Below are 26,859 nucleotides of genomic sequence, written 5' to 3'. Positions count from 1 at the left end.
CGTTCGACCCTAACGCCGCGCGACGCCGGTCGGACTCATCCGCGCCCGAGCTTGGGCCCGCCCGGGCATGCGGTCATGTCGACGTCGACCGTCTCGCCACGCCCGACGACGACCTCGACCTCGTGGTGCACCCGCCCGGCCGGGTTGGTGCACGAGATCGTCCACGTCTCCTCCAGGAGGGTGGACGACTCCTGGCTCTGGCGCACCGACGGGTTGACGTGCCACGTGAACGTGCCGTCGTCGGGGACGCGCAGCGTGGACCGCAGCTCGTGGGCGGTGGCGATCGTGCCGCCGTCGGCGACGGCCGTCGGGGACGACTCGACCTCGACGTCCTTGCTGATCGTCAGCTCGATCCCCCGGGGAGCGGTGCCGGTGACCACGCCGTGGAGGGCCGGGTCGGCGGCCTTCTCCCACGCGAGGAGGAACGCCTCCCGGGCGCTGGACCCCTCGTAGCGGCCGGTGCCCCAGTACTGGTCGTCGACGTACTCGTACGGCGGGTGGAAGCGGTCCAGGCCGTCGAAGCCAGGCATGAGCTCGGGCGTGAAGCCGAACGTGCCGTTGACGTACAGGCCGTGCTCCTCGGCCGTGCCGCTCGCCACGTAGTACACCTCCGTCCACGGACCCGCGGGCCAGCCGCCGAGCGCGTCGCCCAGCTCCTCGGCCAGCGCCTGGTACGCGTCCGCGTCGACGGGCTCCGGCTCGAGCGGCGACGACGGCGCCCGCAGCAGCCGCTCGTCCGGCGTGTGGGCGTTGATCGCCACCGTCACCTGGTGGGAGTTCATGAGCTCGCGCATGTTCTCGATCTCGGGCTCCGAGTACGGGGCGGCGCCGTGGTGGTTGCTCGCCGACCCCGAGACGCTCGAGCCGGGCCCGCCCCAGAAGGGGCCGTAGTTGCGGTTCGGGTCGACGCCGGCGTTCGCGTTCTGGGCCGCCGCGCACTCCTCCCACGTGGGCGTGGCGCCCGGCAGGACGCGGCAGTTCTTGCGCTTCATCTCGTTGATGCGCTCGCGCGAGATCATGTACCCGTCGGGGTTGACGACCGGCACCACGAGCATGCGGCTGGAGTCCATGATCGCCGTGAAGCGCTCGTCGGTCCCGTAGCCGTGCACGGCCTCGGTGACGAACTCGAGGACGAGCTCGAGCGTCGGCCACTCCCGGGCGTGGTGGACGCCGCTGAGCAGGTACGTCGGCTCGCCGGCCGAGGTGGCGACGTCGCCGGCGACCTCCAGGCCGAGCACGGTCCGGCCGAGCAGCGACGGGTGCGGCAGCTCGAAGAGCCTCACCTGCTCGGGGAACTCCGCGGCGAGCGCCCGCATCTCCGCCTCGGCGTCGTCGATCTCGCGGTACGACACGCGGCCGGTCGGCAGGGTCGAGGCGACCGACGGGTCCTCCGCCAGCCGGGCCTCGAGGCGGGACTCGTGCGCGCGCGCCGCCTCCATGCGGTCCAGGTCGTCCTCGACCGACTCCAGCTCGAACTCCCAGTCGCCCAGCGCCAGCGTGAGCCGGTCCTGCGGGGTGTGCAGCAGCACCTCGGCGTGCTCGGCGTCGGCGTGGATGACGTCGAGCCCCGTGGCCGCCAGGCGGTGCTGCGCCTCGGGCGTGGCGGCGTGGACGGTCGCGACGGCGAGGCCCGGGGGCTCCCCGTCGGCCGGGGCGGCCTGGGCGGTGCTCAGCACCACTCCCAGGACGACCGGGACGGCGACGAGCGCCGTCGCGCCTCGCCGGAGCCTTGCTGTTCGTGCTGCGGATCCTCGGGGCACCTTCGACCTCCCGCTCGGGACGAGAGCGCCCGGCAGGGCCGCCGGGCGCCGCGACGCGTGTCGCAGGTCACACGCTGGCAGGGACGGGCGCCGAGGGCAACGGTCGAAACGCAAGGTTTACGTGCGACGTCGACCCGACGGCGGCCGCGGCGACCGTCAGGAGCGCGGGTCCGGCACCGCGTACGGGAGCCGGTGGAGCGTCTGCCCGAGCCGGCTCGCGCGCTCGCGCTCGCGCCGGCCCAGCGCGAGCTCGCGCTCGCGGCGCTCGTGGAGCACCGCGTGCAGGAACGCCTCGGCGGGCGTGCCCGACGGCGGACCGGGCGCCACGTAGGCCTCGATCTTCGCGGCCATCTCGTCGGTGAGCCGCGCCCGCGACGCGGGTGCCAGCTTCGGCGCGCGGTCGAGCAGCTGGCGCGCAGCGAGCGCGAGCCCGTCGGGCAGGCGCCGCATGTCCGCCGTGCGAGCCCACCCGGCGAGCTGCGGCGGCATCATGAGCGGCACCGACCAGCCCCGCCCGCCCCGCACCCGGATGGCGTACGTGCCCGCGAGCACGTCACCGAGCCGCTTACCCTTGGTGTTCGCGAGCGACGCGACGAGCGCGACGGCACCGAACGTCAGCCACAGCTCGAAGACCCCGACGAGCGCGCGCACGAGCGCGTGCCGCAGGTGGATCGGGCCGCCGTCGTCGCGCACGACCCGGATGCCCGCCGCGAGCTTGCCGAGCGAGCGGCCGCGGCTGAGCGTCTCGACCGTCACGGGGACGACCACCAGCGCGACCACCATGACGCCGATCCCCAGCGCCGTGCCCCACTGCATGTCGAGCACGAGCGGCGTCTGCATCGCCAGGACGAGGAGCACGAGGAGGCCCAGCACCGTGACCGCCACGTCGAGCAGCGCCCCGAGCGCCCGCGTCGCGAACGAGGCGGGGCGGGCGTCGAGGACCACGCCCTCGCCGATGAGGATGCCGTCGTGCACGGTCTCTCCCTGGGGTCGCTGCGGCCGGGTGCCTTGGGGACCGACGGCGCGCGCCGTCGTCCTCGTGTGGAAGGCTATCGGGCGTGGACCTCGACGCCTTCACGACCGTGCACAGCCCGGAGTGGGACCGTCTCCACGAGCTGACCCGGCGCCGGCGGCTCGACGGCGCGGAGGCCGACGAGCTGGTCCGCCTCTACCAGACGGTCGCGACCCACCTTTCCACCGTGCGCTCCGCCGCGCCCGACCCGGTGCTCGTGACGCGCCTGTCCGATCTGCTCACCCGCGCCCGGGCGCGCATCGCGGGCGCGCACGAGCCCGCGTGGGCCGACGTCGTGCGCTTCGCCGTGGTGACCGTGCCCGCCGCCCTGTTCCGGGTGCGGTGGTGGACCCTCGGCGTGACGATCGCGTTCCTCACGATCGCCGTCGTCGTCGGGTGGCGCGTCGCGACGGTCCCCGAGGCGCTCGCGGCGGTCGGCCCGCCGTCGTACCAGGAGCAGTACGTCAACGAGGCCTTCGAGTCGTACTACGACCCCGGCGCGGGGTTCGCCGCGATGGTCTGGACCAACAACGCGTGGATCGCCGCGCAGTGCGTGGCGTTCGGCATCACGGGCCTGTGGCCCGTGTTCGTCCAGGTCCAGAACGCCGTCAACGTCGGGGCGATCGGCGGCATGATGGCCGCGCACGGCGAGCTCGACCTGTTCCTCCAGCTCATCGCCCCGCACGGCCTGCTCGAGCTGACGGCGATCTTCGTCGCCGGCGGCGCCGGGCTGAAGATCTTCTGGACCCTCGTCGACCCCGGTCCGCGCCGGCGGTCGGTCGCCCTGGCGCAGGAGGGCCGCGCGCTCATCACGGTCGCCGTCGGGCTCGCGGGCGCGCTCGCGGTCTCGGGGCTCGTCGAGGGGTTCGTCACCGGGTCGGGGCTGCCGTGGTGGCTCAAGATCGTCGTCGGCGCGCTGGCGCTCGCGGCGTTCTGGGCGTACGTGCTCGTGCTCGGCCGGCGCGCGGTCGCCGCGGGCGAGACCGGCGACCTCTCCGGGCACCAGGCCGGCGAGGTCCTGCCGACCGCCGGCTGACGCCCTGCCCGCAGCGGGGGCTCAGAGCCGGCCGGCGGCCTTGAGCGCGAGGTAGGTGTCGGCCAGCTGCGGGGCGAGGTCGTCGGGCAGCGCCTCGACGACCTCCGCGCCCCGTCGGCGCAGGACTGCGGCCACGGCCGCGCGCTCGAGCTCGCCGCGCGCGGCGGCCGCGGCGTCGTAGACCTGCGCGACGTCGTCGCGCCCGGCCCGCAGCGCGGCCACCTCGGCGTCCGCCACGGCCGCGACCACGACCTGGTGCGTGCCGGTGAGCTGGTCGACGACGGGGAGCAGGCCCGACTCGACCGCCGCCGGGTCGAGCGCGGTGAGGAGCACGACGAGCGCCCGCTGCGAGACCCGCGAGCGGACCTGGCCCACGAGCCCGTGCCAGTCGGTCTCGAGCAGGGCGGGCTCCACGGTCGCCAGGGTCTCCGCGAGCTCGGGCAGCAGCCGCGGCCCCGACGCGCCGGCGACGCGCCCGCGCAGCGTGCGGTCGTACGCGAGCACCTGCACGCGGTCGCCCGCGCGGTCGGCCAGCGCGGCGAGCAGCAGGGCGGCCTCGATGCTCGCCTCGAGCCGTGTCGCGCCCGCCGACGCCCCGCCGTCGGACGCGTCGATCCGGGCGGCGGACGTGCGGCCGGTGTCGAGCACGACGACGACGCGCCGGTCGCGCTCGGGCCGCCACGTGCGCACGACGACGTCGCCCCGGCGGGCCGTCGCCCGCCAGTCGATGGACCGGACGTCGTCGCCCACGACGTACTCGCGCAGCGAGTCGAACTCGGTGCCCTCGCCGCGCACCTGCACCGCCGCGCGGCCGTCCATCTCGCGCAGCCGCGCGAGGCGGCTCGGCAGGTGCCGTCGCGACGCGAACTCCGGCAGCACGCGCACCCGTCCCGGGACGGGCAGCGAGGCCTGGCGGGCCGCGAGCCGCAGCGGGCCGAAGGAGCGCACCGTGACGTCGCCCGCGCGCCGGTCGCCGCGGCGCGTCGGCAGGAGCGGCGTGCGCACGCGCACCGACTCGCCGGGCGCGACGTCGACGTCGTGCCGCGTCGAGGCGGCCACCGCCCGGGCGAGCCCGGTCGCGGCGTCGGTGAGCATCGACGGCGGCCACGCGTCGCGCACCCGCGCGCGCAGCCGCCGGCCCGACCGGTTCGTCAGGACCAGGGCCGAGGCCGTCGGGGTGCCGAGACGCACCGAGGCGGGCACGTCGCGCCGCACGGCGACCTCGCGCGGCGAGGCCGCCAGCGCGACGTCGACCGCGCACAGCACCGCCACGAGCACGGCCCACACGACGACCGTGCCCGCGCTCGGCACGAGCAGGACCGGCACGATGCCCGCCGCCGCCAGCCAGACGGCACGCCGCGTCAGCGCCACCTCAGCGCCCGCTCACCGGGGGACGGGCACGGTCGCCAGCACCGTGCCCAGCACGCTCTCGGCCGTGACGCCCTCGAGCTCGGCCTCGGGGCGCAGCTGCACGCGGTGGCGCAGCGTCGGGTGCGCAAGCGCCTTGACGTCGTCGGGCGTCACGTACATCCGCCCGGAGAGCCAGGCCCAGGCGCGCGACGTCGCGAGCAGCGCGGTCGCCCCGCGCGGCGAGACGCCGAGCGACAGCGACGGCGACTGGCGCGTCGCACGGCACACGTCGACGGCGTAGCCGAGCACCTCGGGCGCGACCTGGACGCGGCGCACCTCGGCGCGAGCGGCGGCGAGCGCCTCGGGGCCCGCGACGGCCCGGACACCGGCCGCGGCGAGGTCGCGCGGGTCGAAGCCCGCGGCGTGCCGGGCCAGCACCTCGATCTCGTGGTCGCGCTCGGGGACGGGCAGCACGACCTTGAGCAGGAAGCGGTCGAGCTGGGCCTCGGGCAGGGGGTAGGTCCCCTCGTGCTCGACCGGGTTCTGCGTCGCGATGACGAGGAACGGGTCGGGCAGCGGACGCGGCGTGCCGTCGACCGAGACCTGCCGCTCCTCCATGGCCTCGAGCAGCGACGCCTGGGTCTTGGGCGGCGTGCGGTTGATCTCGTCGGCGAGCAGGAGGTTGGTGAAGACCGGGCCCTCGCGGAACGAGAACTGCGACGTGCGCGCGTCGTACACGAGCGAGCCCGTGACGTCGCCCGGCATGAGGTCGGGCGTGAACTGCACGCGCTTGTGGTCGAGGTCGAGCGCCGCGCCGAGCGCGCGCACGAGCAGCGTCTTGGCGACGCCGGGCACGCCCTCGAGCAGCACGTGGCCCGAGCACAGCAGCGCGATGAGCAGGCTCGTCACGGCCGAGTCCTGGCCGACGACCGCCTTGCCCACCTCGCCGCGGACGCCCGCGAGCGCCGTCCGCAGCTCGAGCGAGGGGCGCGGGGGCTCGGCGGGCGCGGCGTGACCAGGCGCCCCCCGCGCGCACCTGGGCCAGCGCGGCGGCGCCCGGGCCGTCGGGCCAGCAGAGCGTCGCGTCGGCGTCGCCCGCGGCGGTCACGCCCGGCGTCAGCCGCGAGGGCCCGGCGGGGGCGGCCGCCGGCAGGTCGCAGCCCGGGGCGACCGCGGCGTCCGGCGTCGCGAGCTGGGGCGTGCGGCTCAGCGCGCCGTCCGTCATCGCCTCGAGGACGTACCCGTCGACGCCCGCGAGCACGACGTCGGCCTCGACGGCCGCGAGCGCGCTCGCCTGCTCGTCGAGCAGGAAGGGCGCGGGGACCACGAGCAGCGTGGTGTCGGGCCCCGCGGCGCGCAGGGCGTCCGCGACCCGGGTGACGTGCTCGACCTCGACGCCCTGGTCGGCGAGCACCTCGGCGAGCGCCCGGGCCCCGTTCGGGCGCGCGTTGTCGGGTGCGTACGGCGTCGTCGAGGTGAGCGGCCGCGAGACGGCCAGGACCGCGACGACCAGCAGCAGCGACGCGAGGACGAGCACCGTCCAGCGGGCCGACCGCCAGCGCCGCGCGGCCCGCGACCGCAGCGTCGTGCCGTCGCCGAGCGTGGCGCCGTCGTGCGGGGCGCGCGCCCCGGGCCCGCCGGCCGGGGCGGTCGTGTACACGTCGGCGCTCACGGCGCGCCCGCCAGGTGGTGCGCGGGCGCGTCGCCGTCGACGGCGGTGCCCGCCGGCCGCTCGGCCGCGGCGCGGGCGTCGAGCGTGCGCAGGAACGCGTCGTCCTGCGCGCGGGCCGGCAGCTCGCCGTAGCGGACGTCGTCGAAGAGCGCGGCGGCCCGGTGCAGGTCGGCGGCGACGCCGGGCAGGCGTGCCGCCGCGGCGTCGGCGGCCTCGCGCGCGGTGCGGCCGGGCTGCTCGGTGAGCACGACGCGCTCCTCGAGCGCGCGCACGACCGCCCGGAACCGCTCCAGGACGGCGGTGGACCAGTCGCCGCGCGCGGCGGCGGCGTCGGCCGCCGCGCGCAGCTCGGCGGCGGTGCGCGTGTCGTCCTCGAGCACGACGGCGGACTCGCGCGCGCCGCGCCGCGCGAGCCGCACCGGCCCGGCGACCCACCAGCCGACGAGCACGACCGCGGCCACGACGAGCACCGTGACGAGCGCGAGCTGCCACCCGGGCACGTCGGGCACGCGCACGTCCTCGAAGAGCGACGTGAGCCAGGCGACGAGGCGCTCGAGCAGCGACGGCTCGGTCGAGTACTCGGGGCGCGAGAGCTCCTCCTGCAGCCAGCGGCGGGCGGTCTCGCGGTCCGGGTCCACCGGCACGTCCAGGACGACGCCGGGCATCGGTGGCGCCGTCCTCACCGGGTCCCGGGCTGCGACCGGTCCGCCTCGGCGGCCGCCGCCGCGAGCGCGACGTCGAGCCCCTCGCGGCGCATGCGCAGGTCCACGTAGAGCAGTGCGACGACCGCGGACAGGAAGATCGTGATCATGGCGGTGGCGACGACCGTCCCGAGCGTCGTGAGCAGGACCGGCCCGAGGCTGCCGCCGCCGACCGCGACCACCCCGCCGATCGCCGAGAACGGGTAGCTGACGATGCTCGAGGCGATGTAGACGATGACCGCCGCGAGCAGGTAGATGCCGAACAACCGCCAGAACGACCCGGCCGTGAGCCGCCACGACCGCGCGACCGTCGCCCACAGCCGCTGGCCCTCGAGCGCGAGCGCGGGCGCCACGAGGAGCAGCCGCACCGAGACCCAGGCGAACAGCAGCAGCCCGGCCACCACCAGGACGAAGCCGAGCAGGATGCCGAGGCCCTCGCCGGCCGCCGACCCGAGGGCCACGGCGAGCAGGACCGCGAGCACGAGGTAGACGGACAGCAGGATGCCGCCGACGACGCCGCGCAGCAGCGCCCAGCCGATGAGCACCCACACGCGCGGGCGCAGCCGGCCCCACGTCTCGCTCACCGACAGCTTGCGGCCGATGACCGACTGGCTCACCGAGACCGTGAGGATGCCCTCGATCACGGGGGTGGCGAACAGGGTCGTGACGCCCATGCCCGCGCTCGCGGCGACGATCTGCGCGTACGTGGTGTTGAACTGGTCCATGCCCGGGTCGTCGAAGCCCTCGGTGAAGACGTCGCCGAGCGCGACGCTCAGCGCCGGTGCCCACAGCTGGCCGACGAGCACGCCGAGCACGGTCGCGAGGAGCAGCACGAGCGTCGCCGCGCCGAGCATCACGCCCGGATTGTGGCGGATCGCGCCGAACGCGCCGTCGTACACCTCGCCGAGCGAGAGCGGCCGCAGGGGGACGATCCCGGGCTTGGCCGCGGGCGGGGCGAACCGGTCCGGACCGTACGGCGGGGTCGGCTGACCGGGCGGCACCTGGCCGTAGCGCTGCGGCTGACCGTACTGCCCGCCGGGAGGGGCCGGCTGGCCGTAGCCCCCCTCGCCGTACCCGCCCTGGCCCTGCCCGTACTGCCCCTGCCCGTACCGGGGCTGCGGCGCTTCGCCCCAGCCGGACGGCTGCGGCGGCTGGTCGGGCGTGGTCATGCGGCCTCCCGGGGAGCGTTCTGGGTGGTCGGGACGGATTCGGGGGTGCGTTCACGACCCTAGTACCTCGGGGCGCCGTTGCGGTCGCCCCGGTCCACAGCCTGGCATGCTAGAGGCATGAAGTCCCGCGTTCTTGTGGTCGACGACGACACCGCCCTGTCCGAGATGATCGGCATCGTCCTGAAGTCGGAGGGGTTCGAGCCGGTCTTCTGCGCGGACGGCGACTCGGCCATCGCGGAGTTCCGCGCCCAGCAGCCCGACCTCGTGCTGCTCGACCTCATGCTGCCGGGCAAGGACGGGATCGAGGTCGCCCGCGAGATCCGGTCGGAGTCGGGCGTGCCGATCATCATGCTGACCGCCAAGAGCGACACGGTCGACGTCGTGCTCGGGCTCGAGTCGGGCGCCGACGACTACGTCTCCAAGCCGTTCAAGCCCAAGGAGCTCGTCGCCCGCATCCGCGCGCGCCTGCGCCGCTCCGACGAGCCGGGCCCCGAGCGGCTGCGCGTCGGCGACGTCGAGATCGACGTCACCGGCCACAGCGTCACCCGGGACGGCGAGCGCATCAGCCTCACCCCGCTCGAGTTCGACCTCCTGGTCGCGCTCGCGCGCAAGCCCTGGCAGGTGTTCACGCGGGAGGTCCTCCTCGAGAAGGTGTGGGGCTACCGGCACAGCGCCGACACCCGCCTCGTCAACGTCCACGTGCAGCGCCTGCGCTCGAAGATCGAGAAGGACCCGGAGAACCCCGAGGTGGTGCTGACGGTGCGCGGCGTGGGCTACAAGGCCGGTGCCCCGCGCTGACGGCGGCGTCGCCGCCGGCGCACGCGTCGTCGTCGGGCGGGCCCGACGGCGCCTCGCGCGCACCCGTCTCCGTCTCGCCGCGTGGGCGCGCGCGCTCGCCCACCGCTGGCGCTCGTCGATGCAGCTGCGCGTCGTCACGTCCGCGCTCGCGCTCGGCGTCGTCACGGTGGTGCTGCTCGGTCTCTACCTGTCGTTCTCGATCCGCGACGGGCTGTTCGAGCAGCGCCTCGAGCAGGTCGAGCGCGAGAACGCCGCGATGACCGAGCAGGTCCGCCAGACGTTCTCGTCGTCGCCCGCGACGTCGTCGGACGAGCTGCAGCTGCTGCTGTCGACCATGATCCAGACGCTCGACACCGGGGCCTCGAGCGGGCAGGACTTCTTCCTGCTCAGCAGCGTCGAGCAGTCCCGCCTCATCGACGTCGTCACGCGCCAGCCGCTGCGCGAGCTCATCACGCCCGAGCTGCGCGAGGCCACGGTCGCGTCCGACGGCCAGGTCCTGCAGTCGGTGCTCATCCCGGCCGAGTTCACGTCGTCCGAGGTGCCCGAGCCGGGCGTCGTCGTCGGCTCCACGGTGGACGTGCCGACCGTGGGCGCGTACGAGCTCTACGCGCTCTACTCGTTCCAGCCCGAGCAGGAGACGCTGTCGTTCGTCCAGCGCACGCTCGCGATCGGCTACGTCGCGGTGCTCGTCGCGCTCGTCGCGCTCACCTGGACCGTGACCCGGCAGACCGTCACGCCCGTGCGGCGGGCCGCGACGGTCGCCGCCCGCCTGGCCGACGGCCACCTCGACGAGCGCATGGCGGGCAGCCGCGGCGAGGACGAGATGGCGCTGCTCGCGCGCACGTTCAACGAGATGGCGACCAACCTGCAGGACCAGATCGTGCGCATGGAGGCGCTGTCCGCCGCGCAGCGCCGGTTCACCTCCGACGTCTCGCACGAGCTGCGCACCCCGCTGACGACCATGCGCATGGCGGGCGAGGTCATCCACGCCTCGCGCGACGAGCTCGACCCCGCCGCACGGCGGTCCGCCGAGCTGCTGTACAACCAGCTCGACCGGTTCGAGGAGCTGCTGTCCGACCTGCTCGAGATCAGCCGCTTCGACGCGGGCGCCGCCGTGCTCGACGTCGAGCAGACCGACCTGCGCTCGATCGTCACCGCCGTCGCGGACACGACGGCGCCGCTCGCCGAGCGCCGGGGGGTGTTCCTGTCGGTCGACCTGCCCACCGAGGCGCCGACCGCCGACGTCGACTCGCGGCGCGTCGAGCGCATCCTGCGCAACCTCGTCGTCAACGCGATCGAGCACGCCGAGGGCAAGCCGGTCGAGGTGTCCGTCGCCGCGGACGCCAAGGCGGTCGCGGTCGTCGTGCGCGACCACGGGGTCGGCATGACGGCGGTCGAGGCCGAGCACGTCTTCGACCGGTTCTGGCGCGCCGACCCCGCGCGCGCCCGCACCACCGGAGGCACGGGCCTGGGCCTGTCGATCGCCCTCGAGGACGCGCGCCTGCACGGCGGCTGGCTCGAGGCGTGGGGCCGTCCGGGCGAGGGTGCGAGCTTCCGCCTGACGCTCCCGCGCCGCGCCGGGATCCAGCTCCAGGACTCGCCGCTGGCGCTCGTGCCGCCGTCGCGCGGCATGACGCAGTACCCGACGGGGCAGATCCCCGTCGTCAACCCGCCGACGGGCCCGACCCCGACCGCGATCCCGGACCTGGACGCGCACCCGCTCGAGGACGACGTGCACCCGCTCGGCGACGACGCGCACGCCGCGGGCGCCGACGCGCACGCGGCGGGCCACGGGCCCGCGAGCGGGGCCACGACCGACGTGGAGGCGCGATGACCGCGCGACGCAGGAGCCTGCAGGCGCTCGCGGGCGCGGCGACCGCCGCGGCCGTCGCCCTCGTCGCGGGGTGCGCCAGCATCCCGACGTCGGGCGAGGTGCGCGACGGCGCCGCCGACATCGAGGTGCGCCGCGACGTCGACTACATCCCCGTCGGCCCCGCCGCCGGCGCGACGCCCGACCAGATCGTGCAGGGCTTCCTCACGGCGTCGATCGCCGGGCCGCGCTCGACGACCTCGTACGCCGTCGCGCAGGAGTACCTCACGCCGAAGGCGGTCTCCGGCTGGGACCGGTACGCGCGCGTCCTGGTGCTGCAGGAGAGCCCGCGGGTCACCGCCGAGGACGTGGCCGAGGACGCGACCGCGGCCACCGTGCACGCCGAGGGCACCGTCGTCGCGACGCTCGACGAGAACGGCGTCTACACCGAGCAGCCGACGCCCTCGACCGTCGAGACGACGTTCACCCTCGCGCGCGACACCGAGGGCCAGTGGCGCATCTCGCAGCTCGAGGACGGCCTGCTCATCCCTGCCGCGTTCTTCACGCAGGCGTTCCACCTCACGCGGCTCTACTTCCCGACGCCCGACCTCGCGTGGTGGGTGCCGGACGTGCGCTGGTTCCCGCACCAGACGTGGCGCACCGACGCCACCGCGCAGATCCTCGCCGGGCCTCCCGAGTGGCTCGCCAACTCCACGACGACCGTGATCCCCGGCGGCACCGGCCTGGCCATCGACGCGGTCACGGTGGGCGACGACGGCACGATCGACGTGCCGCTCACCGCGCCGATCGGCGAGGCGTCCGCGCAGGAGCGCGCCCTCGTCGTCGCGCAGCTCGAGGCGACGCTCGTCGAGGGGGACGGGCGCAGCGTCACGCTGTTCGAGGGCACCGCGCCGCTCGCGGTGCCGAGCGAGGTCGAGCTCGCGCTGCCCCACACCGACGGGGAGGCCGTCGCCTACGCGCACGGGGAGCTCCACCGGTACACGGGGCGGCGCCTCCAGCCGTTCGACGAGCCCGCCGCCCTCGGCGGCCTGGAGCCCACGGCGCTCGCGGTCGGGCCCGGGGGCTCGCCCGTGGTGGTCGTCGACGCCGGCGCCCGCCTCGTGCGCGTCACCGGCGCCGACGCGCCCGTCCGGCTGCTCGAGGGGCGGGACCTGCTCGCCCCGTCGACCGACCGCTTCGGCGGCGTGTGGAGCGGCGACGCCACGCGGCTCAAGGTCGTGCTCGCGTCGACCCGCGTGGTCGACGTCCCCGCACCGTGGCTGGCCGAGCGCACGGTCGAGTCGATCAGCGTGTCGCCCGAGGGTGCCCGCCTCGCCGTCGTGAGCCAGGGCCCCGGCGGGGCGCAGGTCCACGTCGCCGGCATCGTGCGCGACCAGCAGAACGTGCCGACCGGCCTGTCCGAGCCGGTCCAGGTGGGCGGGCCCGTCGACGACGTCACGCAGGCCGTGTGGCAGGACGTCGCGACGCTCGCGCTCGTCGGGTCCGCCGACGGCGTGCCGAGCGTGTTCCTCGCGGGCGTCGGCGGGCTCTCGAGCCAGGGCGGCCTGTCGCGCGCGCTCACCGGCGTCGTCGAGCCGCGGTCGGTCACCGCGGTCGTGGGGTCGAGCGGGATGCTCGCGATCGACGGCGACGGCACGCTGCTGTCGCGGCAGACGTCCGCCCTGTGGTCGGTCGTCGAGGAGGACGTCGCGCTCGTCGCGTACCCCGGCTAGCTCCCGACTCGTGTCAGAAGGCTGGTGGGCTCTGGCCCACCAGCCTTCTGACACGCCGAGGGGCGACCTGCTCGTGTCAGAAAGGTGGTGGGCCCCAGCCCACCAACCTTCTGACACGGGTTGTCCACAGGGGGCGGGGCGGGCGTTGCGGCGTCCCGCCCGGCCGCGGCACGGTCGGCGGCATGGTGTCGGCGTGGAGGCGCTGGGCGCGCGAGCTCGCGCGGCTCGTGGTGCCCGTGGCGTGCGCGGGCTGCGGCCTGCCCGACGTCCCGTGCTGCGCGCGGTGCGCGGCGCTGCTCGACGGCGCGCCCCGGCGCGTGGAGGCCGGCGCGCCGCGGCTCGACCGGCTCGACGGCGTCGCGCCGCTGCCCGTGTGGGCGCTCGTCGCGTACGCCGGCCCGGTGCGCGACCTCGTGGTGGCGTGGAAGGACCGCGGGCGGGTCGACCTCGACCGGCTCCTGGCGGCCGGGATGCGGCGGGCCGCCGCCGCCGTCGCGCCAGGGGTGGCCGCCGCGGCGCCGGGCGGCGTGCTCGTCGTTCCCGCGCCGTCGAGCGCCGCCGCGCGGCGGGCCCGCGGACGCGAGCACGTGCGCGTGCTCGCGCGGGCCGTCGCGCGGGGTCTGTCCGACGCCGGTGTGCCCGCCGCCGTGGCGCCCGTGCTGCGCCGTCGGGGCGGTGCGCGCGACCAGGTCGGCCTGGGCTCGCGCGCCCGCGGGCGCAACCTCGCCGCGGCCGTCGCGGTGCGCCGTCGGGCGCTGCTCCGCGCGGGCGGACGTGGTCCCGCGGTGTGCCTGCTCGTCGACGACGTGCTCACCACCGGGGCGACCCTGGCGGCGGCCGAACGGGCGCTCGAGACCGCCGGTGCGGCCGTCGTCGGGGCCCTCGTGGCGGCCGCGACACCGCCTCCGGGCACCCGTTCGTCCCGCGATGCGACCGACCTTGCCGCAACGGTGTACCGACCCGGGGGAGTGGGGTTAGCCTGAGGATCCGACGGGGAGCCGAACGCTCGGCGAGACGCTCCCCCCGACCCCACGGGCGGGCAGAGGACGGGCCCGGCGAGCGGAGGTGGTGCCCATCCCCGGCACCGGACGCGGTGCACAGACGGAGCAGACCGGGCCGCTCGCAGATCGCTCGACGGGCGGCCCCACGACGAAGTGGAGCAACACGATGGAGATCGTCATCGTCGGCAGGCACACGGAGGTGGCGGACCGGTTCCGCCGTCACGTGGAGGACAAGCTCGCCAAGGTCTCGCAGCTGGCGCCCACGGCGCGGCGCGTGGACGTCGAGGTCACGCACGAGAACAACCCGCGGCTCGCCGGAGTGAGCGAGCGCGTGGAGCTGACGGTCCGGGCCAAGGGACCCGTGATCCGCGCCGAGGCGGCCGCGGACGACCGGTTCGGGGCACTCGACATCGCGCTCGACAAGCTGACCGAGCGGCTGCGCCGCTCGCGGGACCGGCGCAAGGACCACCGCAGGAACAACGGTGTCCTCACCCCCGTGGACGTCCGCCCGTACGACGCGGTCAAGGCCTCCGAGCCCCAGGCCGAGCCCCAGCCCGAGCCCGCCACGCTCGACCGGCCCGGCGACGCCGTCGAGCGCCAGCTCGGCGACTCGCCCGTCGTCATCCGCCAGAAGCTCCACCACGCCGAGCCGATGACGGTCGACGACGCCGTCGAGCAGATGGAGCTCGTCGGTCACGACTTCTTCCTCTTCATCGACAAGGAGTCCGCGCGTCCGGCCGCCGTGTACCGGCGCAAGGGATGGACCTACGGCGTCATCGAGCTCGACTCGAAGGTCGAGGGCGCCGAACCGGTCTCCGACCTCACCTGACGCACCGCGAGGTCGCGCCCCGGGCCGGCGAGGTAGCGCGCGAGAGCGCTACCTCGCCGGCCCGAGCGCTACCTCGCCGATGTCGGTGGCGGGCGGCAGGATGCGGGACGTGGAGACGCTCTCGCTCGCCCAGGCCCGCCGCGTCGCGCTCGCGGCGCAGCAGGTGCACCGTCCGCGGCCCGACGGGCCGGTGTCGGCGCGCCGCGCGCTCGCGGCCGTCCAGCGTCTCGGCCTGCTGCAGATCGACTCGGTCAACGTGCTGGCGCGGGCGCACCTGCTGCCGCTGTACTCGCGGCTCGGGCCGTACGACGTCGGCATCCTCGACCGCGCGTCGGGCCGGGCACCCCGGCGCCTCGTCGAGACGTGGGCGCACGTGGCGTCCTTCGTGCCGGTCGAGACGTACCCGCTGCTCGAGTGGCGGCGCCGCGCGTACCTCTCCGAGGCGTGGGGCGTCATCCGGGGCACGCCGCTCGACCACTCGGCCGAGCTCGAGGACGTGCGGCAGATGATCGCCGAGCGCGGGCCGCTCACCGCGAGCCAGATCCACGACGAGCTCGAGGCGGCCGGCCGGGCGACGCCCCGCTCGCGCGACGAGTGGGGCTGGAACTGGACGGTCGCGAAGCGTTGCCTCGAGTACCTCTTCTTCACGGGCGAGGTCATGTCGGCGCGGCGCAACGCGGCGTTCGAGCGCTGCTACGACCTGCCCGAGCGCGTCCTGCCGCCCGCCGTGCGCGCCGCCGAACCGGTGCCCGACGACGTCGCGGTGCGCGCGCTGCTCGAGCACGGCGCGCGCGCCCACGGCGTCGGGACGCCGCGCTGCTTCCGCGACTACTTCCGGCTCAAGGGCCCGGCGGCGCGCCAGGCCCTGGCGGACCTGGTCGACGACGGCACGCTCGTCCCCGTGCGCGTGCAGGGCTGGGACGAGCCCACCTACCGGCACCGCGACGCCGCGCTGCCGCGCCGCGCGACCGGTCAGGCGCTGCTGAGCCCGTTCGACCCGGTCGTGTGGGAGCGCCGCCGGCTCGAGGCCCTGTTCGACGTCTTCTACCGGATCGAGATCTACGTCCCGGCGCCGCGGCGCGTGCTCGGCTACTACGTGCTCCCGTTCCTCGAGGACGACGCGATCACGGCGTTCGTCGACCTCAAGGCCGACCGCCGGGCCGGCGTCCTGCGTGTGCAGGCCGCGCACGCCACGGCGCACGCGGGTCCGGCGACTGCGGGCAGGCTCGCGGCCGAGCTGCGTCTGCTCGCCGGGTGGCTCGGGCTCGGGGAGACCGCCGTGGGACCGGTCGGCGACCTCGCGCCCGCGCTCTCGGGCGAGGTCGCCGCCGCGGCCTGACCCCCGGGGTCGTCCGGCCGTGCGCCCGGGATGCGGTCCCGGCACGCGTCGTCGTGCGCGCGCCCCTACCATCGGGCCAGGGCACGGCGGACGGGAGGGCGCATGGAGGTCTTCGCGCTCTACCTGGGGCGGCGGTCGTCGCGGGCATGCTCGCGGTGCTGCTGCGCCTGCCGCCGCTCGTCGGCTTCCTCGCGGCCGGCTTCGCGCTGGGCGGGCTCGGCGCGCCCGAGCTCGACGGGCTGGACACCCTCGCCGACCTCGGCGTCGCGCTGCTGCTCTTCGGGATCGGGCTCAAGCTCGACGTGCGCTCGCTCGCGCGGCGCGAGATCTGGCTGACGACGGCCGCCCACATGGTGCTCATGACCGCCGTCGCGGTGGGGTTCCTCGGGGTACTGGCGGTGGCCGGGTTCGCGCTGCTGGCGGACCGGCCGTTCGCCTCGGTCGCCGTCGTGGGGTTCGCGCTGTCGTTCTCGTCGACCGTCTTCGTCGTCAAGGTGCTCGACGAGCGCTCCGACTCCACGTCGCTGTACGGGCGCATCGCCGTCGGCGTGCTCATCGGCCACGGCGACGTCGGGCGCGTCGACGCGCTCGTCCTCGGGCTCGGCCGGGTCGGGTCGACGACGTACGAGCGGCTGCGCGACGAGTACGGGCTGTCGGTCGTCGGCGTCGAGCACGACCAGACCCGCGTCGCCGCGCTCGAGGAGCGCGGGTTCCGCGTCGTGCGGGCCGACGCGACCGACGTCGAGTTCTGGGCGCGCGTGCGGCGCGCGGGCCACGTCAAGGTCGCGGTCCTCGCGATGCCGTTCCACAAGGCCAACCTCATCGCGCTCGCGCGGCTGCAGGCCGCGGGCTTCGAGGGCCGGGTCGCCGCCATCGCGCGGTACGACGACGACGTCGAGGAGCTGCGCCGCCAGGGCGCCGACGCCGTCTTCCACCTCTACGGCGCGGCGGGCGCCGAGCTCGCGGACCAGGCCGCCGAGGTGCTCATGGCAGGTCGGTGAGGCTCGGCGTCCTGCGGCCGGGACATGACGACGCCCCCGGGACGTGGTCCCGGGGGCGTTCGTGCTGGGGGAGGCGTGGGCCGTGGTCAGAGACCCAGGCCGGAGAGGAGGCGGTTCAGGATGTTGACGATGCCGTTCACGACGCCGCCGAGGCCGCCGCTACCGCCACCATGGCCGAGGTTGTCGAACAGGCCGGCGACGGCGCACAGCAGGTTGCCGAGGAGGTTGCCGGGACCGCGCTCGGCGGTGATGTCGAGGACGACCGGCTCGAGGTCGACCACGAGGCCCAGCACATCGAGGTGCAGGGGACCCAGGTCCAGGTTGAGGACGTCGCACGCGTCGCTCGCGTCCATCCCCTGGATCGGTGCGGAGAACTCCTGCGACTCTCCGGTGGCGAGGTCCGTGATGGTGCCCGTCAGGGTCGGCACGCCGCCGTCGTTCACGGCGGTCAAGTTGCTGAGCTCACCCACGAACTGGCCTTCGCCGCCCTCGATGATCTCGCCGGTGACGTCCGGGACCGTGACCTGGCTCGTCCCGTGCGGGCGGCACTCCTTCACCGTCGCCCACCGCTTCTCGACACGCATCCCGTGGGACGAAAGCCTCGACGTCGGCGGCGCGCCGGCGTGCGCCATGACCGTCGACGGGCCACGAGCCGTTCGTCGGCCGCGAACCTGGGAAAGCCGGTGGCCCGAGCGGCATAGGATGACGGATGGTGTGACTCAGGTGACGGCGCGGTCGTGCGAACCTCCGACGTCGTCGCCGCAGCCCAACGGTCCCGGGCGCACCCCGGGTGCCACCGACCCAGGAGTACTGCGTGCCTGCGATCCTCGAGAAGGTCCTCCGCTTCGGCGAGGGCCGGATCCTCAAGAAGCTGACCGGTCTGGCCGAGCAGGTCAACCGGCTCGAGCCGAGCTTCGTCGAGCTCAGCGACGAGGAGCTGCGGGAGGAGACGGACCGCTTCAAGGAGCGGCTGGCACACGGCGCCACGCTCGACGACCTCCTGCCCGAGGCGTTCGCGGCCGTGCGCGAGGCGGCACGCCGCACGCTCGGTCAGCGCCACTTCGACGTCCAGCTCATGGGCGGGGCGGCGCTGCACCTCGGCAACATCGCCGAGATGAAGACCGGTGAGGGCAAGACGCTCGTCGCCACGACGGCCGCGTACCTCAACGCGCTCGAGGGCAAGGGCGTGCACGTCGTCACGACCAACGACTTCCTCGCCAAGTACCAGGGCGAGCTCATGGGCCGCGTCTACCGGTTCCTCGGCATGACGACGGGCATCATCCTGTCGGGCCAGAGCCCGGCGGAGCGCCGCGAGCAGTACGCGGCCGACATCACCTACGGCACGAACAACGAGTTCGGCTTCGACTACCTGCGCGACAACATGGCCTGGTCGCCCGACGACCTGGTGCAGCGCGGCCACCACTTCGCGATCGTCGACGAGGTCGACTCGATCCTCATCGACGAGGCGCGGACCCCGCTCATCATCTCGGGCCCGGCGTCGGGCGACGCCAACCGCTGGTACGTCGAGTTCGCCAAGGTCGTGCGCCGTCTCGAGGCCGGCAAGGACTACGAGGTCGACGAGAAGAAGCGCACCGTCGGCGTGCTCGAGCCGGGCATCGAGAAGATCGAGGACTACCTCGGCATCGACAACCTGTACGAGTCGCTCAACACGCCACTCATCGGCTTCCTCAACAACGCGATCAAGGCCAAGGAGCTCTTCAAGCGCGACAAGGACTACGTCGTGCTCAACGGCGAGGTCATGATCGTCGACGAGCACACCGGCCGTATCCTCGCCGGCCGCCGCTACAACGAGGGCATGCACCAGGCCATCGAGGCCAAGGAGGGCGTGCAGATCAAGGCGGAGAACCAGACGCTCGCCACGATCACCCTCCAGAACTACTTCCGCCTGTACGACAAGCTCGCGGGCATGACCGGTACGGCCGAGACCGAGGCGGCCGAGTTCCAGAGCACCTACAAGCTCGGGGTCGTGCCGATCCCGACCAACCGCCCGATGATCCGCATCGACCAGCCCGACCTGGTCTACAAGAACGAGGCCGGCAAGTTCGCCGCCGTCGTCGAGGACATCGTCGAGCGCCACGCCAAGGGCCAGCCGGTGCTCGTCGGCACGACGAGCGTCGAGAAGTCGGAGCGGCTGTCGCAGCTGCTCAAGCGTGCCGGCGTGCCGCACAACGTCCTCAACGCCAAGGAGCACGAGCGCGAGGCCGCGATCGTCGCGCAGGCGGGCCGCAAGGGTGCCGTCACGGTCGCCACGAACATGGCCGGCCGCGGTACCGACATCATGCTCGGCGGCAACGCCGAGTTCCTCGCCGTCCAGGAGATGGCCGAGCGGGGCCTCGACGCCGCCGAGGACCCGGAGGAGTACGAGGCCGTCTGGCCCGAGGTCCTCGAGAAGGCGAAGGCGGCCGTCGCGGCCGAGCACGACGAGGTCGTCGCCCTCGGCGGCCTGTACGTGCTGGGCACCGAGCGGCACGAGTCGCGCCGCATCGACAACCAGCTGCGCGGTCGCTCCGGCCGCCAGGGTGACCCGGGCGAGTCCCGGTTCTACCTGTCGATGGAGGACGACCTCATGCGCCTGTTCAACTCGGGCCTGGCGTCGTCGATGATGAACCGGGCGGGCTTCCCGGACGACGTGCCGCTCGAGTCGAAGATGGTCACGCGCGGCATCCAGAGCGCGCAGTCGCAGGTCGAGGCCCGCAACTTCGAGATCCGCAAGAACGTCCTCAAGTACGACGACGTCCTGTCGCGCCAGCGCTCGGTCATCTACGCCGAGCGTCGGCGGGTGCTCCAGGGCGAGGACCTGCACGAGCAGGTGCAGCACTTCCTCACCGACGTGGTCACGGCGTACGTCGACGGCGCCACGTCGTCCGGCACGCCGGAGGAGTGGGACCTCGACTCCCTGTGGACCGCGCTGCGGGCCGTGTACCCGGTGTCGATCACGCCCGAGGACGTGGTCGAGGAGGCCGGCGGCGCCGGGCGCCTCACGCGCGAGATGGTGCTCGACGAGCTGCTCTCCGACGCCCGTGTCGCGTACGAGGCGCGCGAGGAGCAGCTCGGTTCCGCCGCGATGCGCCAGCTCGAGCGCCGGGTCGTCCTCTCGGTCCTCGACCGCAAGTGGCGCGAGCACCTCTACGAGATGGACTACCTCAAGGAGGGCATCGGCCTGCGGGCCATGGCCCAGCGCGACCCGCTCGTGGAGTACCAGCGCGAGGGCTACCAGCTCTTCCAGGCCATGACCGAGGCCATCAAGGAGGAGTCGGTCGGGTACCTGTTCAACCTCGAGGTGCAGGTCCAGCAGCCCGGTACGGCCACGGGTCCGTCGGTCACCACCGCCGGCGCCGCCGCGGCCGCCCAGTCGGCCGCCGCGCAGGCGATCGCGGCGTCGGGCGGTGCGCCCGCCCCCGTGGCTCCGGCCCAGCCCTCGGGCGAGCCGGCCGCGCAGCCGGCTCCGGCGGCTCAGCCGGCTCCGCCCGCGGAGCCCGCGAAGCCGGAGGTGTCGGCGTCGTTCCGTGGCAGCGACGAGCCCGTGCTCGTCGCCAAGGGCCTCGACGCCCCGCAGCGCCCGCAGAACCTGCAGTACACAGCACCCAGCGAGGACGGTTCCACCTCCGTCGCCGGCGACTCGCGCAAGACGCGCCGTGCCCTGCACGGCGAGGCCGCGGCCGCCGAGGCCGACGGCCGGACGTTCCCGGGCACGCCGCGCAACGCCCAGTGCCCGTGCGGCTCGGGCAAGAAGTACAAGGTGTGCCACGGCCTCAACGAGTGACGAGGGCGCGGGTCAGCCGAGCTCGAGGACCGCGACGCGCCACACGCCGCGGCGGGCCTCGAGCCGGACGGCGGCCGCGCGCACGCGGCCGTCGTCGTCGAGCACGACGGTCGCCTCGGCCACGTCCTCGCCGAGGCGGACGAGCCGGACCCGCCGCACGAGCACGGGCCGCGACGGCGTGGACGCCGCCGGGCGCACGCGCCGCGCGAGCCGCGCCCGCTCGGTGAGCTGGTCAAGGACCGTCGGCGTGACCCACCGCGCGAGCTGCCCGGGGCCGCGCTCCCCGCGCAGCACCTCGACCGCGGCCCGCACGACGGAGCAGCACTGCGCCGTCGGGTCGGGCAGCGTAGGTGCGGGCTCGGGCGCGAGCGGCCGGGGCACCGCCTCGTGATCGAGCTCCGTGCGGGCCGCGCCGAGGCGCACGCGCCGGACGCGCGACGGCCGGACCACGTCCAGGCGACGCGCGGGACCCGTGGTGCCGGGCGGTGCGGAGACCCGCAGTCGGGTCGGCCGGGTGGGCGGCGTGGCGGGCCCCGGGCGGGGCGCGGGGTCGGTGAGCGTGGTCATGGATCCTCCGATGGGGCCGTCGCGGCCTGGTGACGGTCGGGTGGGTCAGGCCGGCGCGCGCAGCACCTGGCCGGGAAGGATGAGGTCGGGGTCGTCGCCGATGACGTCCCGGTTGGCCTCGTGCCAGCGCACGACGGCGCGCATCACGTCCGCGTCGGTCGCGTCGTCGCCGAGTGCCGCGCGGGCGAGGTCCCAGAGCGTGTCGCCACGGTGGACGACGACGGTGCCCGCGTCCGCGCCGACGTGCGGCCGTGCCGGGGGATCCGCCGTGGGGCGCTCCGTCGTGGTCGGGAAGGCGGACGTCCGCTCCACCGTGGCGGTTGTGTCGGCGACCGTCGACGGCGTCGGCTGCCACCCGAGGTCGAGCTCCGTCGTCGCGTCGGTCGCCATGTCGGTGGTCACCTCGACCGCCGCGGCCGAGGGCGCCGGCGACGGGTCGGACGCCGCGGCAGGGGTCGCGGCGTGGGCCGCCGCGGGGACGAGCACGAGCCCGGTTCCCACCCCGACCCCCACCGCGGCGCGGGCCAGGCGCTGCACGGCGCCGGGAGCGACGCGTCGCAGCGTCGCCTCGCCGGCGCGCCACGAGCGGCCGAGGCGAGCGGCGCCGACGCACACCAGGGCCAGCACGGCGCTCGCGGCCAGCCATGCCGCGGCGAGCGCGCCGAGCGCCGTCACCCCGAGCTCGACCCAGCGGTCGACGGCCGCCGTGGACGGCGACGCGAGGACGAGTGCCGCGAGCCGCAGCCCCAGCACCCCGGCCGCGGCCGCCGCCGACGCCGCGAGCGCCACCAGGGCGACGACGCTCGAACCGGCTTGGCCGTCTCCTGCGGCGTGACCGTCGGTGCTGCTCATCGATCCTCCATCGTCTCGGTGTGGCACTGATGATGTCCGTTGATGTCGTTTGATGCGACTACGTGCTGCACATTAAACAGACGGCGGTACGGCCTGTCCAGAGGTGGGGCCGATCCGGTGCATGCTGGACCGTCGTCACCACGAGCAGGGAGGACGGGACGTGACGAGCGGGCCGACGCGGTGGGAGCTGCTGTTCGCCGACCTGGAGGCGCGCCTCGCCGCCGAGGAGGCGGCCGAGCGCGAGGGAGCCGTCGCGGAGCTGACGCGGGCCGAGCAGGCGTCCGTCGCGACGACGGACCGCCTGCGCGGCGCGGTCGGCGCGACGCTGCGCCTGGAGCTGCTCGACGGCGAGCTGCTCGACGGTCGGCTGCGTCGGGTCGCCGCGACGTGGCTGCTGCTCGACGGCCACGGCGTCCGGGGACCGGGGCAGCACCTCGTGCCGCTGTCCGCGGTGGCCGGGGTGCTCGGCGCCGGGCGGCACGCCGCGCCGTCGACCGCGCGCACCGACGGCCTGGGGCTGGGCACGGCGCTGCGCGGGCTGCAGCGGGACCGGGTGCGGGTGCTCGTGCGCACGCGGGCGTCGTCGGTCACCGGCCGGATCGCGCGCGTCGGCGCCGACCACCTCGACCTCGACGACGTCGAGCGGCGCGGCGCTCCGCCGCGCCTCGTGCCCTTCTCCGCGCTCCTGCGCGTCAGCGAGGCGTGAGCGCCGCTACAGGTCGCCGGCCTCGATCCGCTGCCGCGTCCGCGCGTACTGGGCCTCGATGTACTCCTCGAGCTTCGTGGCCTCGACCCGCCACACCTTCTTGGGGCCCACCTGGATGGCCGGCAGCTCGCCCGAGCGGACGAGCGAGTACGCCTGCGCCGCGGAGATGTTGAGCATCTCCTGCACGTCGGCGAGGGACAGGAAGCGGCTGGCCATACCAGCAGTGTGACACAGGGCGGACGGTGGGTGCGCTTTGTGCACAGGTGACGGCAGAATGCCTCCGCGGATGCCCGATGATGATGCCTGGCGTCCGCCGGACGTCCGCGTGCCCGACCGACCCTCGGAGGACTGGCGTTGAGCCTCGACCCGCTTCCCGCGCCGACCGCCCCGCGCCTGCGGCGCCCGACCTGGCGCGACCCGCGCCTCGTCGTGGGCGTCGTCATCGTCGCCCTCTCCGTGACGCTCGGCTCCTGGGCCGTGTCGTCCGCCGGCCGCACCGTCCCGGTCTACGCGGCCGCCGGCACGCTCACCCCGGGGGAGCAGGTCGGTCCCGACCGCCTCCGCACCGTGGACGTGCGGCTCGGCCCCAGCACCGACCGGTACCTCCGCGCCGACGAGCCGCTCCCCGACGAGCTCGTCGTGCAGCGGGTCGTCGACGACGGCGAGCTCGTCGCGCGCACCGCGCTCGGCCCGGCCGACGCGGTCGACGCACGGTCGGTGGCCGTGCCCGTCGGCAGCGGCATCTCCGACCGCCTCCGCAAGGGTGCGGTCGTCGACCTGTGGTTCGTCCCCGAGGCGGCGCCCGGCTCGGACGCGGCACCCGGCGAGCCGGAGGCCCTGGTGACGGGCGTCGTCGTCGAGCAGGTCGACGTGGCCGACGCCGGCCTCGTCGTCGCGACGGGCGGCACGCTCCACGTGCTCGTGCCCACGGCCGAGCTGCCTGCCGTCCTGGCGGCGCTCTCCGCGCCGGGCAGCGTGGCCGTCGTCCCCGTGGCGGGCACCTGATGGCCGCGGTCACCGTCCTGTGCGCGGTCCGCGGCGAGGACGAGACCGCGGTGGTCGTCGCGCTCGGCGCGCCCGGCTCGGGCGCGACCGTCACGCGGCGCTGCGGCGACCTCGCCGAGCTGCTCGCCGCCGCGGCCGCGGGGGTCGGCACGGTCGCGGTCGTCTCGGCCGACCTGCCGGGGCTCGACCGCGAGGCCGTCGGCCGCCTGCACCGCGGCGGCGTGCGCGTCGTCGCGCTGTCCGACGGCGCGGCGTCGGCCGACCGGCTCCGCGCCCTCGGCGCCGACGCGGTGCTCGAAGGCCTCGACGAGGCGGCGCTGCTCGACGCCGTCCGGGACACCGCGCCCCTGCGCGACCCGGGCTCGGTGCTCGACGCCGGCACCCCGTTCGGGCTGCCCGGTGCGGTGCGCACGCCGTCGTGGCCCGACGTCGAGGCCGCCCCTGACCGCGCGCCGGGCGCGGTCGTGGCCGTGTGGGGGCCCGTCGGCGCACCGGGACGGACGACCACCGCGGTCGAGCTCGCGGCGGCGTTCGCGGGCATCGGCGGGCGCGGCGGGCGCCGCCGTCGGGGAGCGCGCGGCCGCGAGGCGCCCGCCCCGGCGCCCGCCTCCGCGCTGCTCGTCGACGCCGACACCTACGGCTCGTCGCTCGCGGCGCGCCTCGGGCTGCTCGACGACGCGCCCGGGCTCGCGGCCGCGGCCCGTGCGGCGGGCCAGGGCGCGCTCGACCTGCCGGCGCTGGCCCGCCAGTGCCCCGTCGTCGCGCCGGGGCTGCGGGTCCTCACGGGCATCACGCGGGCCGCGCGGTGGCCCGAGCTGCCGGCCAGCGCGCTCGAGGTCGTGCTCGAACGGGCGCGCGAGCTCGCGGACGTCACGGTCGTCGACTGCGGGCCCGTCATCGAGGCCGACGAGCTGCTCATGTACGACACGCACGCGCCCCAGCGCAACGCCGCGACGCTCGCCGCGCTCCAGGCCGCCGACGTCGTGGTCGTCGTCGGGGCGGCGGACCCCGTCGGCGTGCAGCGGCTCGTGCGCGCGCTCGAGGACCTGCGCGAGGCGCCCGTGCCGGTGAGCGGGCGCGTCGTCGTGGTCGCGAACCGGGTCCGGGCGTCCGCCGTCGGCGCGAAGCCCGACGTCGCGGTGCGGGACGCGCTCGCGCGCTACGCGGGCGTGGAGGACGCGCACGTCGTGCCGGACGACGGCCCCGCGCTCGACGCCGCCGTCCTCGCGGGGCGGTCGCTCGCCGAGCACGCGCCGTCGTCGCCCGCGCGCCTGGCGTTCCTCGAGCTGGCCGACCGCCTGCGCGCCGTGGTGCCCCAGCCCGCCTGACCGGCCAGACTGTGCCCATGCGCATCTACGTGCCCGCGACGCTCGACGAGCTCGGCTCCGCCACCGTCACCGCGACCGGGGCGCGCTGGACGGTCGCGCCGCGCGACGCGCACGCCGTCACCGGCGCCCTCACGGCGGCGCTGCCCGACGAGGACGTCGAGGGGCGCGAGTACGCGGCGTTCCTCGCCGCCGCCCACGACTCGCTCGCGCTCGTCGCCGCCCGCCCCGACGCGCCGCCCGTGCGCGTGGTGGTGTCGCTCGAGGTGCCGGACTCCGCCGTCTCCTACGGCGCGGTCGACGCCCACGACGGGGACGACGCCGCGCCGTCGGCGGTGCGGGTCGTGCGCGAGCTGACGGTGCCGATCGTCGCCGTCCACGTCGACGAGCCCGAGGCCGCGGACGACGTCCGCGCGATGCTCGCCGCGGCCGACGACGACCCGGCGTTCGGCGACGCCCTGCAGCGCATCACCGACCGCGACCTGCTCTGGTACGACGCGACCGAGGTCCACCAGATCCCCCGGCCCCGCCCCTGACCGGTGTGACGGTCAGCCGAGGTAGACCAGCGCCTGGTCGTGCAGGTGGCCGTTGGTGGCGATCGCGTTGCCGCCCCACGGCCCCGGCTCGCCCTCGAGCGACGTGAAGCGCCCGCCCGCCTCGGTGACGATCGGCACGAGCGCGGCCATGTCGTAGACCTCGAGCTCGGGCTCGGCCGCGATGTCGGCCGCGCCCTCGGCCACGAGCATGTACGACCAGAAGTCGCCGTACCCGCGCGTGCGCCACACCTGGCGGGACAGGTCGAGGAAGCCGTTGAGCTTGTCGTGCTCCTCCCAGCCCGTCAGGGAGGAGTAGGAGAACGACGCGTCCGCGAGGGTGCGCACGCCCGAGACCTGCAGGCGCGTCGCCGCGGCGAGCGACTTGCCCGTCCACGCGCCCGACCCGCGCGCGGCCCACCAGCGCCGGCCGAGCGCCGGCGCCGACACGAGACCCATGACGACCTCGTCGCCGTCGGCGAGCGCGATGAGCGTCGCCCACACGGGCACGCCCCGCACGAAGTTCTTGGTGCCGTCGATCGGGTCCACGATCCACCGCCGGGCGCCGCTGCCCGCCGAGCCGTACTCCTCGCCGACGATCGCGTCACGCGTCCGCGCCCGGGCCAGCTGCCCGCGGATGACCTCCTCGGCCGTGCGATCGGCGTCGCTCACGGGCGTGTCGTCGGACTTGCTCTCCACGTGCAGGTCGACCGCCCTGAAGCGGGACATGGTGATCGAGTCGACCTGGTCGGCGATGACGTGGGCCAGGCGCAGGTCGTCCTCGTACGTGCGCACCGGCCCGGCGGGGCTGGGAGAGTGCTGGAAGGAGGCCACGGTCACACGGTATCGGTCCCGGACCCGCACGCGGTGCGCCAG

At 75.4% G+C, this 26,859-nt stretch carries 24 protein-coding genes and 1 pseudogene; 13 read left to right on the top strand and 12 right to left on the bottom strand.

All coding sequences use genetic code 11. The annotated features are described in order from the left end of the window. Positions 1-35: 35 nt before the first annotated feature. Together ISOVA_RS11895 and ISOVA_RS11890 are read right to left on the bottom strand one after the other, a co-directional pair. Positions 36-1,676: a M14 family zinc carboxypeptidase gene (locus ISOVA_RS11895; RefSeq protein WP_143762123.1), complete on the bottom strand. Its 1,641-nt coding sequence runs from the start codon at positions 1,674-1,676 to the stop codon at positions 36-38. A gap of 240 nt (positions 1,677-1,916) precedes the next feature. Continuing rightward, positions 1,917-2,735 carry an RDD family protein gene (locus tag ISOVA_RS11890; protein WP_013839471.1) on the bottom strand — a complete coding sequence of 273 codons (819 nt, stop codon included), beginning with the start codon at positions 2,733-2,735 and terminating at the stop codon, positions 1,917-1,919. 83 nt (positions 2,736-2,818) lie between these two features. On the opposite strand from ISOVA_RS11890, the gene ISOVA_RS11885 reads away from it, so the two are divergent. After that, entirely contained in the window at positions 2,819-3,808 is a 990-nt protein-coding gene (locus ISOVA_RS11885; protein WP_013839470.1) for a stage II sporulation protein M, read from the top strand. Between the two features lie 21 nt (positions 3,809-3,829). Here ISOVA_RS11885 and ISOVA_RS11880 read toward each other — a convergent pair whose 3' ends face one another. The 5 genes and pseudogenes from ISOVA_RS11880 to ISOVA_RS11865 form a co-directional block, all read right to left on the bottom strand. Further along, complete coding sequence (locus ISOVA_RS11880) at positions 3,830-5,179, bottom strand: DUF58 domain-containing protein (protein WP_013839469.1); 1,350 nt, start codon at positions 5,177-5,179, stop codon at positions 3,830-3,832. Between the two features lie 12 nt (positions 5,180-5,191). Continuing rightward, positions 5,192-6,133: an AAA family ATPase gene (locus tag ISOVA_RS11875; RefSeq protein ID WP_049788338.1), complete on the bottom strand. Its 942-nt coding sequence runs from the start codon at positions 6,131-6,133 to the stop codon at positions 5,192-5,194. Positions 6,134-6,254: 121 nt separating this feature from the next. After that, a pseudogene (locus tag ISOVA_RS17690) lies at positions 6,255-6,572 on the bottom strand (DUF4350 domain-containing protein); the annotation flags it as partial. A 254-nt stretch (positions 6,573-6,826) separates the two neighbouring features. Continuing rightward, entirely contained in the window at positions 6,827-7,495 is a 669-nt protein-coding gene (locus tag ISOVA_RS11870) for a DUF4129 domain-containing protein (protein ID WP_013839468.1), read from the bottom strand. A gap of 14 nt (positions 7,496-7,509) precedes the next feature. Then, positions 7,510-8,700 carry a DUF7847 domain-containing protein gene (locus ISOVA_RS11865; RefSeq protein ID WP_013839467.1) on the bottom strand — a complete coding sequence of 397 codons (1,191 nt, stop codon included), beginning with the start codon at positions 8,698-8,700 and terminating at the stop codon, positions 7,510-7,512. Between the two features lie 117 nt (positions 8,701-8,817). Here ISOVA_RS11865 and mtrA point away from each other — a divergent pair, with 117 nt between their 5' ends. The 7 genes from mtrA (at position 8,818) to ISOVA_RS11830 (ending at position 17,211) form a co-directional block, all read left to right on the top strand. Then, positions 8,818-9,498, top strand: coding sequence for an MtrAB system response regulator MtrA (gene mtrA / locus ISOVA_RS11860; RefSeq protein ID WP_013839466.1), 681 nt, complete (start codon positions 8,818-8,820; stop codon positions 9,496-9,498). Continuing rightward, the gene (gene mtrB / locus ISOVA_RS11855; protein WP_233275888.1) at positions 9,485-11,332 is read left to right on the top strand and encodes an MtrAB system histidine kinase MtrB; all 1,848 of its coding nucleotides are present in this window, start codon (positions 9,485-9,487) and stop codon (positions 11,330-11,332) included. Before mtrA ends, mtrB begins: the two co-directional genes overlap by 14 nt. Beyond that, entirely contained in the window at positions 11,329-13,041 is a 1,713-nt protein-coding gene (locus ISOVA_RS11850) for an LpqB family beta-propeller domain-containing protein (protein WP_013839464.1), read from the top strand. Before mtrB ends, ISOVA_RS11850 begins: the two co-directional genes overlap by 4 nt. A 182-nt stretch (positions 13,042-13,223) precedes the next feature. After that, positions 13,224-14,024, top strand: a complete 801-nt coding sequence (locus ISOVA_RS11845) for a ComF family protein (protein ID WP_041294873.1) — start codon at positions 13,224-13,226, stop codon at positions 14,022-14,024. 184 nt (positions 14,025-14,208) lie between these two features. Further along, positions 14,209-14,871, top strand: coding sequence for a ribosome hibernation-promoting factor, HPF/YfiA family (gene hpf, locus ISOVA_RS11840; RefSeq protein ID WP_013839462.1), 663 nt, complete (start codon positions 14,209-14,211; stop codon positions 14,869-14,871). A gap of 100 nt (positions 14,872-14,971) precedes the next feature. Then, positions 14,972-16,210: a winged helix-turn-helix domain-containing protein gene (locus ISOVA_RS11835; RefSeq protein ID WP_041294872.1), complete on the top strand. Its 1,239-nt coding sequence runs from the start codon at positions 14,972-14,974 to the stop codon at positions 16,208-16,210. Between the two features lie 146 nt (positions 16,211-16,356). Continuing rightward, entirely contained in the window at positions 16,357-17,211 is an 855-nt protein-coding gene (locus ISOVA_RS11830; RefSeq protein ID WP_013839460.1) for a cation:proton antiporter family protein, read from the top strand. Positions 17,212-17,297: 86 nt separating this feature from the next. Here ISOVA_RS11830 and ISOVA_RS16820 read toward each other — a convergent pair whose 3' ends face one another. After that, complete coding sequence (locus ISOVA_RS16820) at positions 17,298-17,795, bottom strand: ABC transporter substrate-binding protein (protein ID WP_186004547.1); 498 nt, start codon at positions 17,793-17,795, stop codon at positions 17,298-17,300. A gap of 230 nt (positions 17,796-18,025) precedes the next feature. Here ISOVA_RS16820 and secA point away from each other — a divergent pair, with 230 nt between their 5' ends. Then, positions 18,026-20,995, top strand: coding sequence for a preprotein translocase subunit SecA (gene secA / locus ISOVA_RS11820; RefSeq protein WP_013839458.1), 2,970 nt, complete (start codon positions 18,026-18,028; stop codon positions 20,993-20,995). 12 nt (positions 20,996-21,007) lie between these two features. On the opposite strand, the gene ISOVA_RS16815 is transcribed toward secA, so the two are convergent. After that, positions 21,008-21,562, bottom strand: a complete 555-nt coding sequence (locus ISOVA_RS16815; RefSeq protein ID WP_013839457.1) for an Rv3235 family protein — start codon at positions 21,560-21,562, stop codon at positions 21,008-21,010. A gap of 45 nt (positions 21,563-21,607) precedes the next feature. Beyond that, positions 21,608-22,414: a LysM peptidoglycan-binding domain-containing protein gene (locus ISOVA_RS11810; protein ID WP_013839456.1), complete on the bottom strand. Its 807-nt coding sequence runs from the start codon at positions 22,412-22,414 to the stop codon at positions 21,608-21,610. Between the two features lie 160 nt (positions 22,415-22,574). Between ISOVA_RS11810 and ISOVA_RS11805 the strand changes: the two genes are divergently transcribed. Beyond that, positions 22,575-23,120: a hypothetical protein gene (locus ISOVA_RS11805; RefSeq protein ID WP_013839455.1), complete on the top strand. Its 546-nt coding sequence runs from the start codon at positions 22,575-22,577 to the stop codon at positions 23,118-23,120. Between the two features lie 6 nt (positions 23,121-23,126). Here ISOVA_RS11805 and ISOVA_RS11800 read toward each other — a convergent pair whose 3' ends face one another. After that, complete coding sequence (locus ISOVA_RS11800) at positions 23,127-23,336, bottom strand: helix-turn-helix domain-containing protein (RefSeq protein WP_013839454.1); 210 nt, start codon at positions 23,334-23,336, stop codon at positions 23,127-23,129. A gap of 138 nt (positions 23,337-23,474) precedes the next feature. On the opposite strand from ISOVA_RS11800, the gene ISOVA_RS11795 reads away from it, so the two are divergent. The 3 genes from ISOVA_RS11795 to ISOVA_RS11785 are packed head-to-tail and all read left to right on the top strand — an operon-like array spanning position 23,475 to position 25,986. Further along, positions 23,475-24,125: a hypothetical protein gene (locus tag ISOVA_RS11795; protein WP_013839453.1), complete on the top strand. Its 651-nt coding sequence runs from the start codon at positions 23,475-23,477 to the stop codon at positions 24,123-24,125. After that, positions 24,125-25,453 carry a CpaE/TadZ family protein gene (locus tag ISOVA_RS11790; RefSeq protein WP_013839452.1) on the top strand — a complete coding sequence of 443 codons (1,329 nt, stop codon included), beginning with the start codon at positions 24,125-24,127 and terminating at the stop codon, positions 25,451-25,453. The genes ISOVA_RS11795 and ISOVA_RS11790 overlap by 1 nt, the downstream gene beginning before the upstream one ends. Before the next feature lie 17 nt (positions 25,454-25,470). Further along, entirely contained in the window at positions 25,471-25,986 is a 516-nt protein-coding gene (locus ISOVA_RS11785) for a DUF6912 family protein (protein ID WP_013839451.1), read from the top strand. A 12-nt stretch (positions 25,987-25,998) separates the two neighbouring features. On the opposite strand, the gene hisN is transcribed toward ISOVA_RS11785, so the two are convergent. Continuing rightward, the gene (gene hisN, locus ISOVA_RS11780; RefSeq protein ID WP_049788465.1) at positions 25,999-26,817 is read right to left on the bottom strand and encodes a histidinol-phosphatase; all 819 of its coding nucleotides are present in this window, start codon (positions 26,815-26,817) and stop codon (positions 25,999-26,001) included. Between the last annotated feature and the right edge of the window lie 42 nt (positions 26,818-26,859).

The sequence above is a fragment of the Isoptericola variabilis 225 genome, assembly GCF_000215105.1.
In the GTDB taxonomy this organism is placed as follows: domain Bacteria; phylum Actinomycetota; class Actinomycetes; order Actinomycetales; family Cellulomonadaceae; genus Isoptericola; species Isoptericola variabilis_A.
Note: the sequence above shows the minus strand (reverse complement) of the source record. Positions and strands in the feature narration are given on the sequence as shown.

What these genes read in the sequence shown, in the direction of transcription:
- ISOVA_RS11865 (WP_013839467.1), bottom strand. Translation starts at nt 8,700, where the DNA reads ATGACCACGCCCGACCAGCCGCCGCAGCCGTCCGGCTGGGGCGAAGCG.
- ISOVA_RS11785 (WP_013839451.1), top strand. Translation starts at nt 25,471, where the DNA reads ATGCGCATCTACGTGCCCGCGACGCTCGACGAGCTCGGCTCCGCCACC.
- ISOVA_RS11845 (WP_041294873.1), top strand. Translation starts at nt 13,224, where the DNA reads ATGGTGTCGGCGTGGAGGCGCTGGGCGCGCGAGCTCGCGCGGCTCGTG.
- hpf (WP_013839462.1), top strand. Translation starts at nt 14,209, where the DNA reads ATGGAGATCGTCATCGTCGGCAGGCACACGGAGGTGGCGGACCGGTTC.
- ISOVA_RS11835 (WP_041294872.1), top strand. Translation starts at nt 14,972, where the DNA reads ATGCGGGACGTGGAGACGCTCTCGCTCGCCCAGGCCCGCCGCGTCGCG.
- ISOVA_RS16815 (WP_013839457.1), bottom strand. Translation starts at nt 21,562, where the DNA reads ATGACCACGCTCACCGACCCCGCGCCCCGCCCGGGGCCCGCCACGCCG.
- ISOVA_RS11790 (WP_013839452.1), top strand. Translation starts at nt 24,125, where the DNA reads ATGGCCGCGGTCACCGTCCTGTGCGCGGTCCGCGGCGAGGACGAGACC.
- ISOVA_RS11800 (WP_013839454.1), bottom strand. Translation starts at nt 23,336, where the DNA reads ATGGCCAGCCGCTTCCTGTCCCTCGCCGACGTGCAGGAGATGCTCAAC.
- mtrA (WP_013839466.1), top strand. Translation starts at nt 8,818, where the DNA reads ATGAAGTCCCGCGTTCTTGTGGTCGACGACGACACCGCCCTGTCCGAG.
- ISOVA_RS11870 (WP_013839468.1), bottom strand. Translation starts at nt 7,495, where the DNA reads ATGCCCGGCGTCGTCCTGGACGTGCCGGTGGACCCGGACCGCGAGACC.
- ISOVA_RS11850 (WP_013839464.1), top strand. Translation starts at nt 11,329, where the DNA reads ATGACCGCGCGACGCAGGAGCCTGCAGGCGCTCGCGGGCGCGGCGACC.
- ISOVA_RS11810 (WP_013839456.1), bottom strand. Translation starts at nt 22,414, where the DNA reads ATGAGCAGCACCGACGGTCACGCCGCAGGAGACGGCCAAGCCGGTTCG.
- ISOVA_RS16820 (WP_186004547.1), bottom strand. Translation starts at nt 17,795, where the DNA reads ATGCGTGTCGAGAAGCGGTGGGCGACGGTGAAGGAGTGCCGCCCGCAC.
- ISOVA_RS11830 (WP_013839460.1), top strand. Translation starts at nt 16,357, where the DNA reads ATGCTCGCGGTGCTGCTGCGCCTGCCGCCGCTCGTCGGCTTCCTCGCG.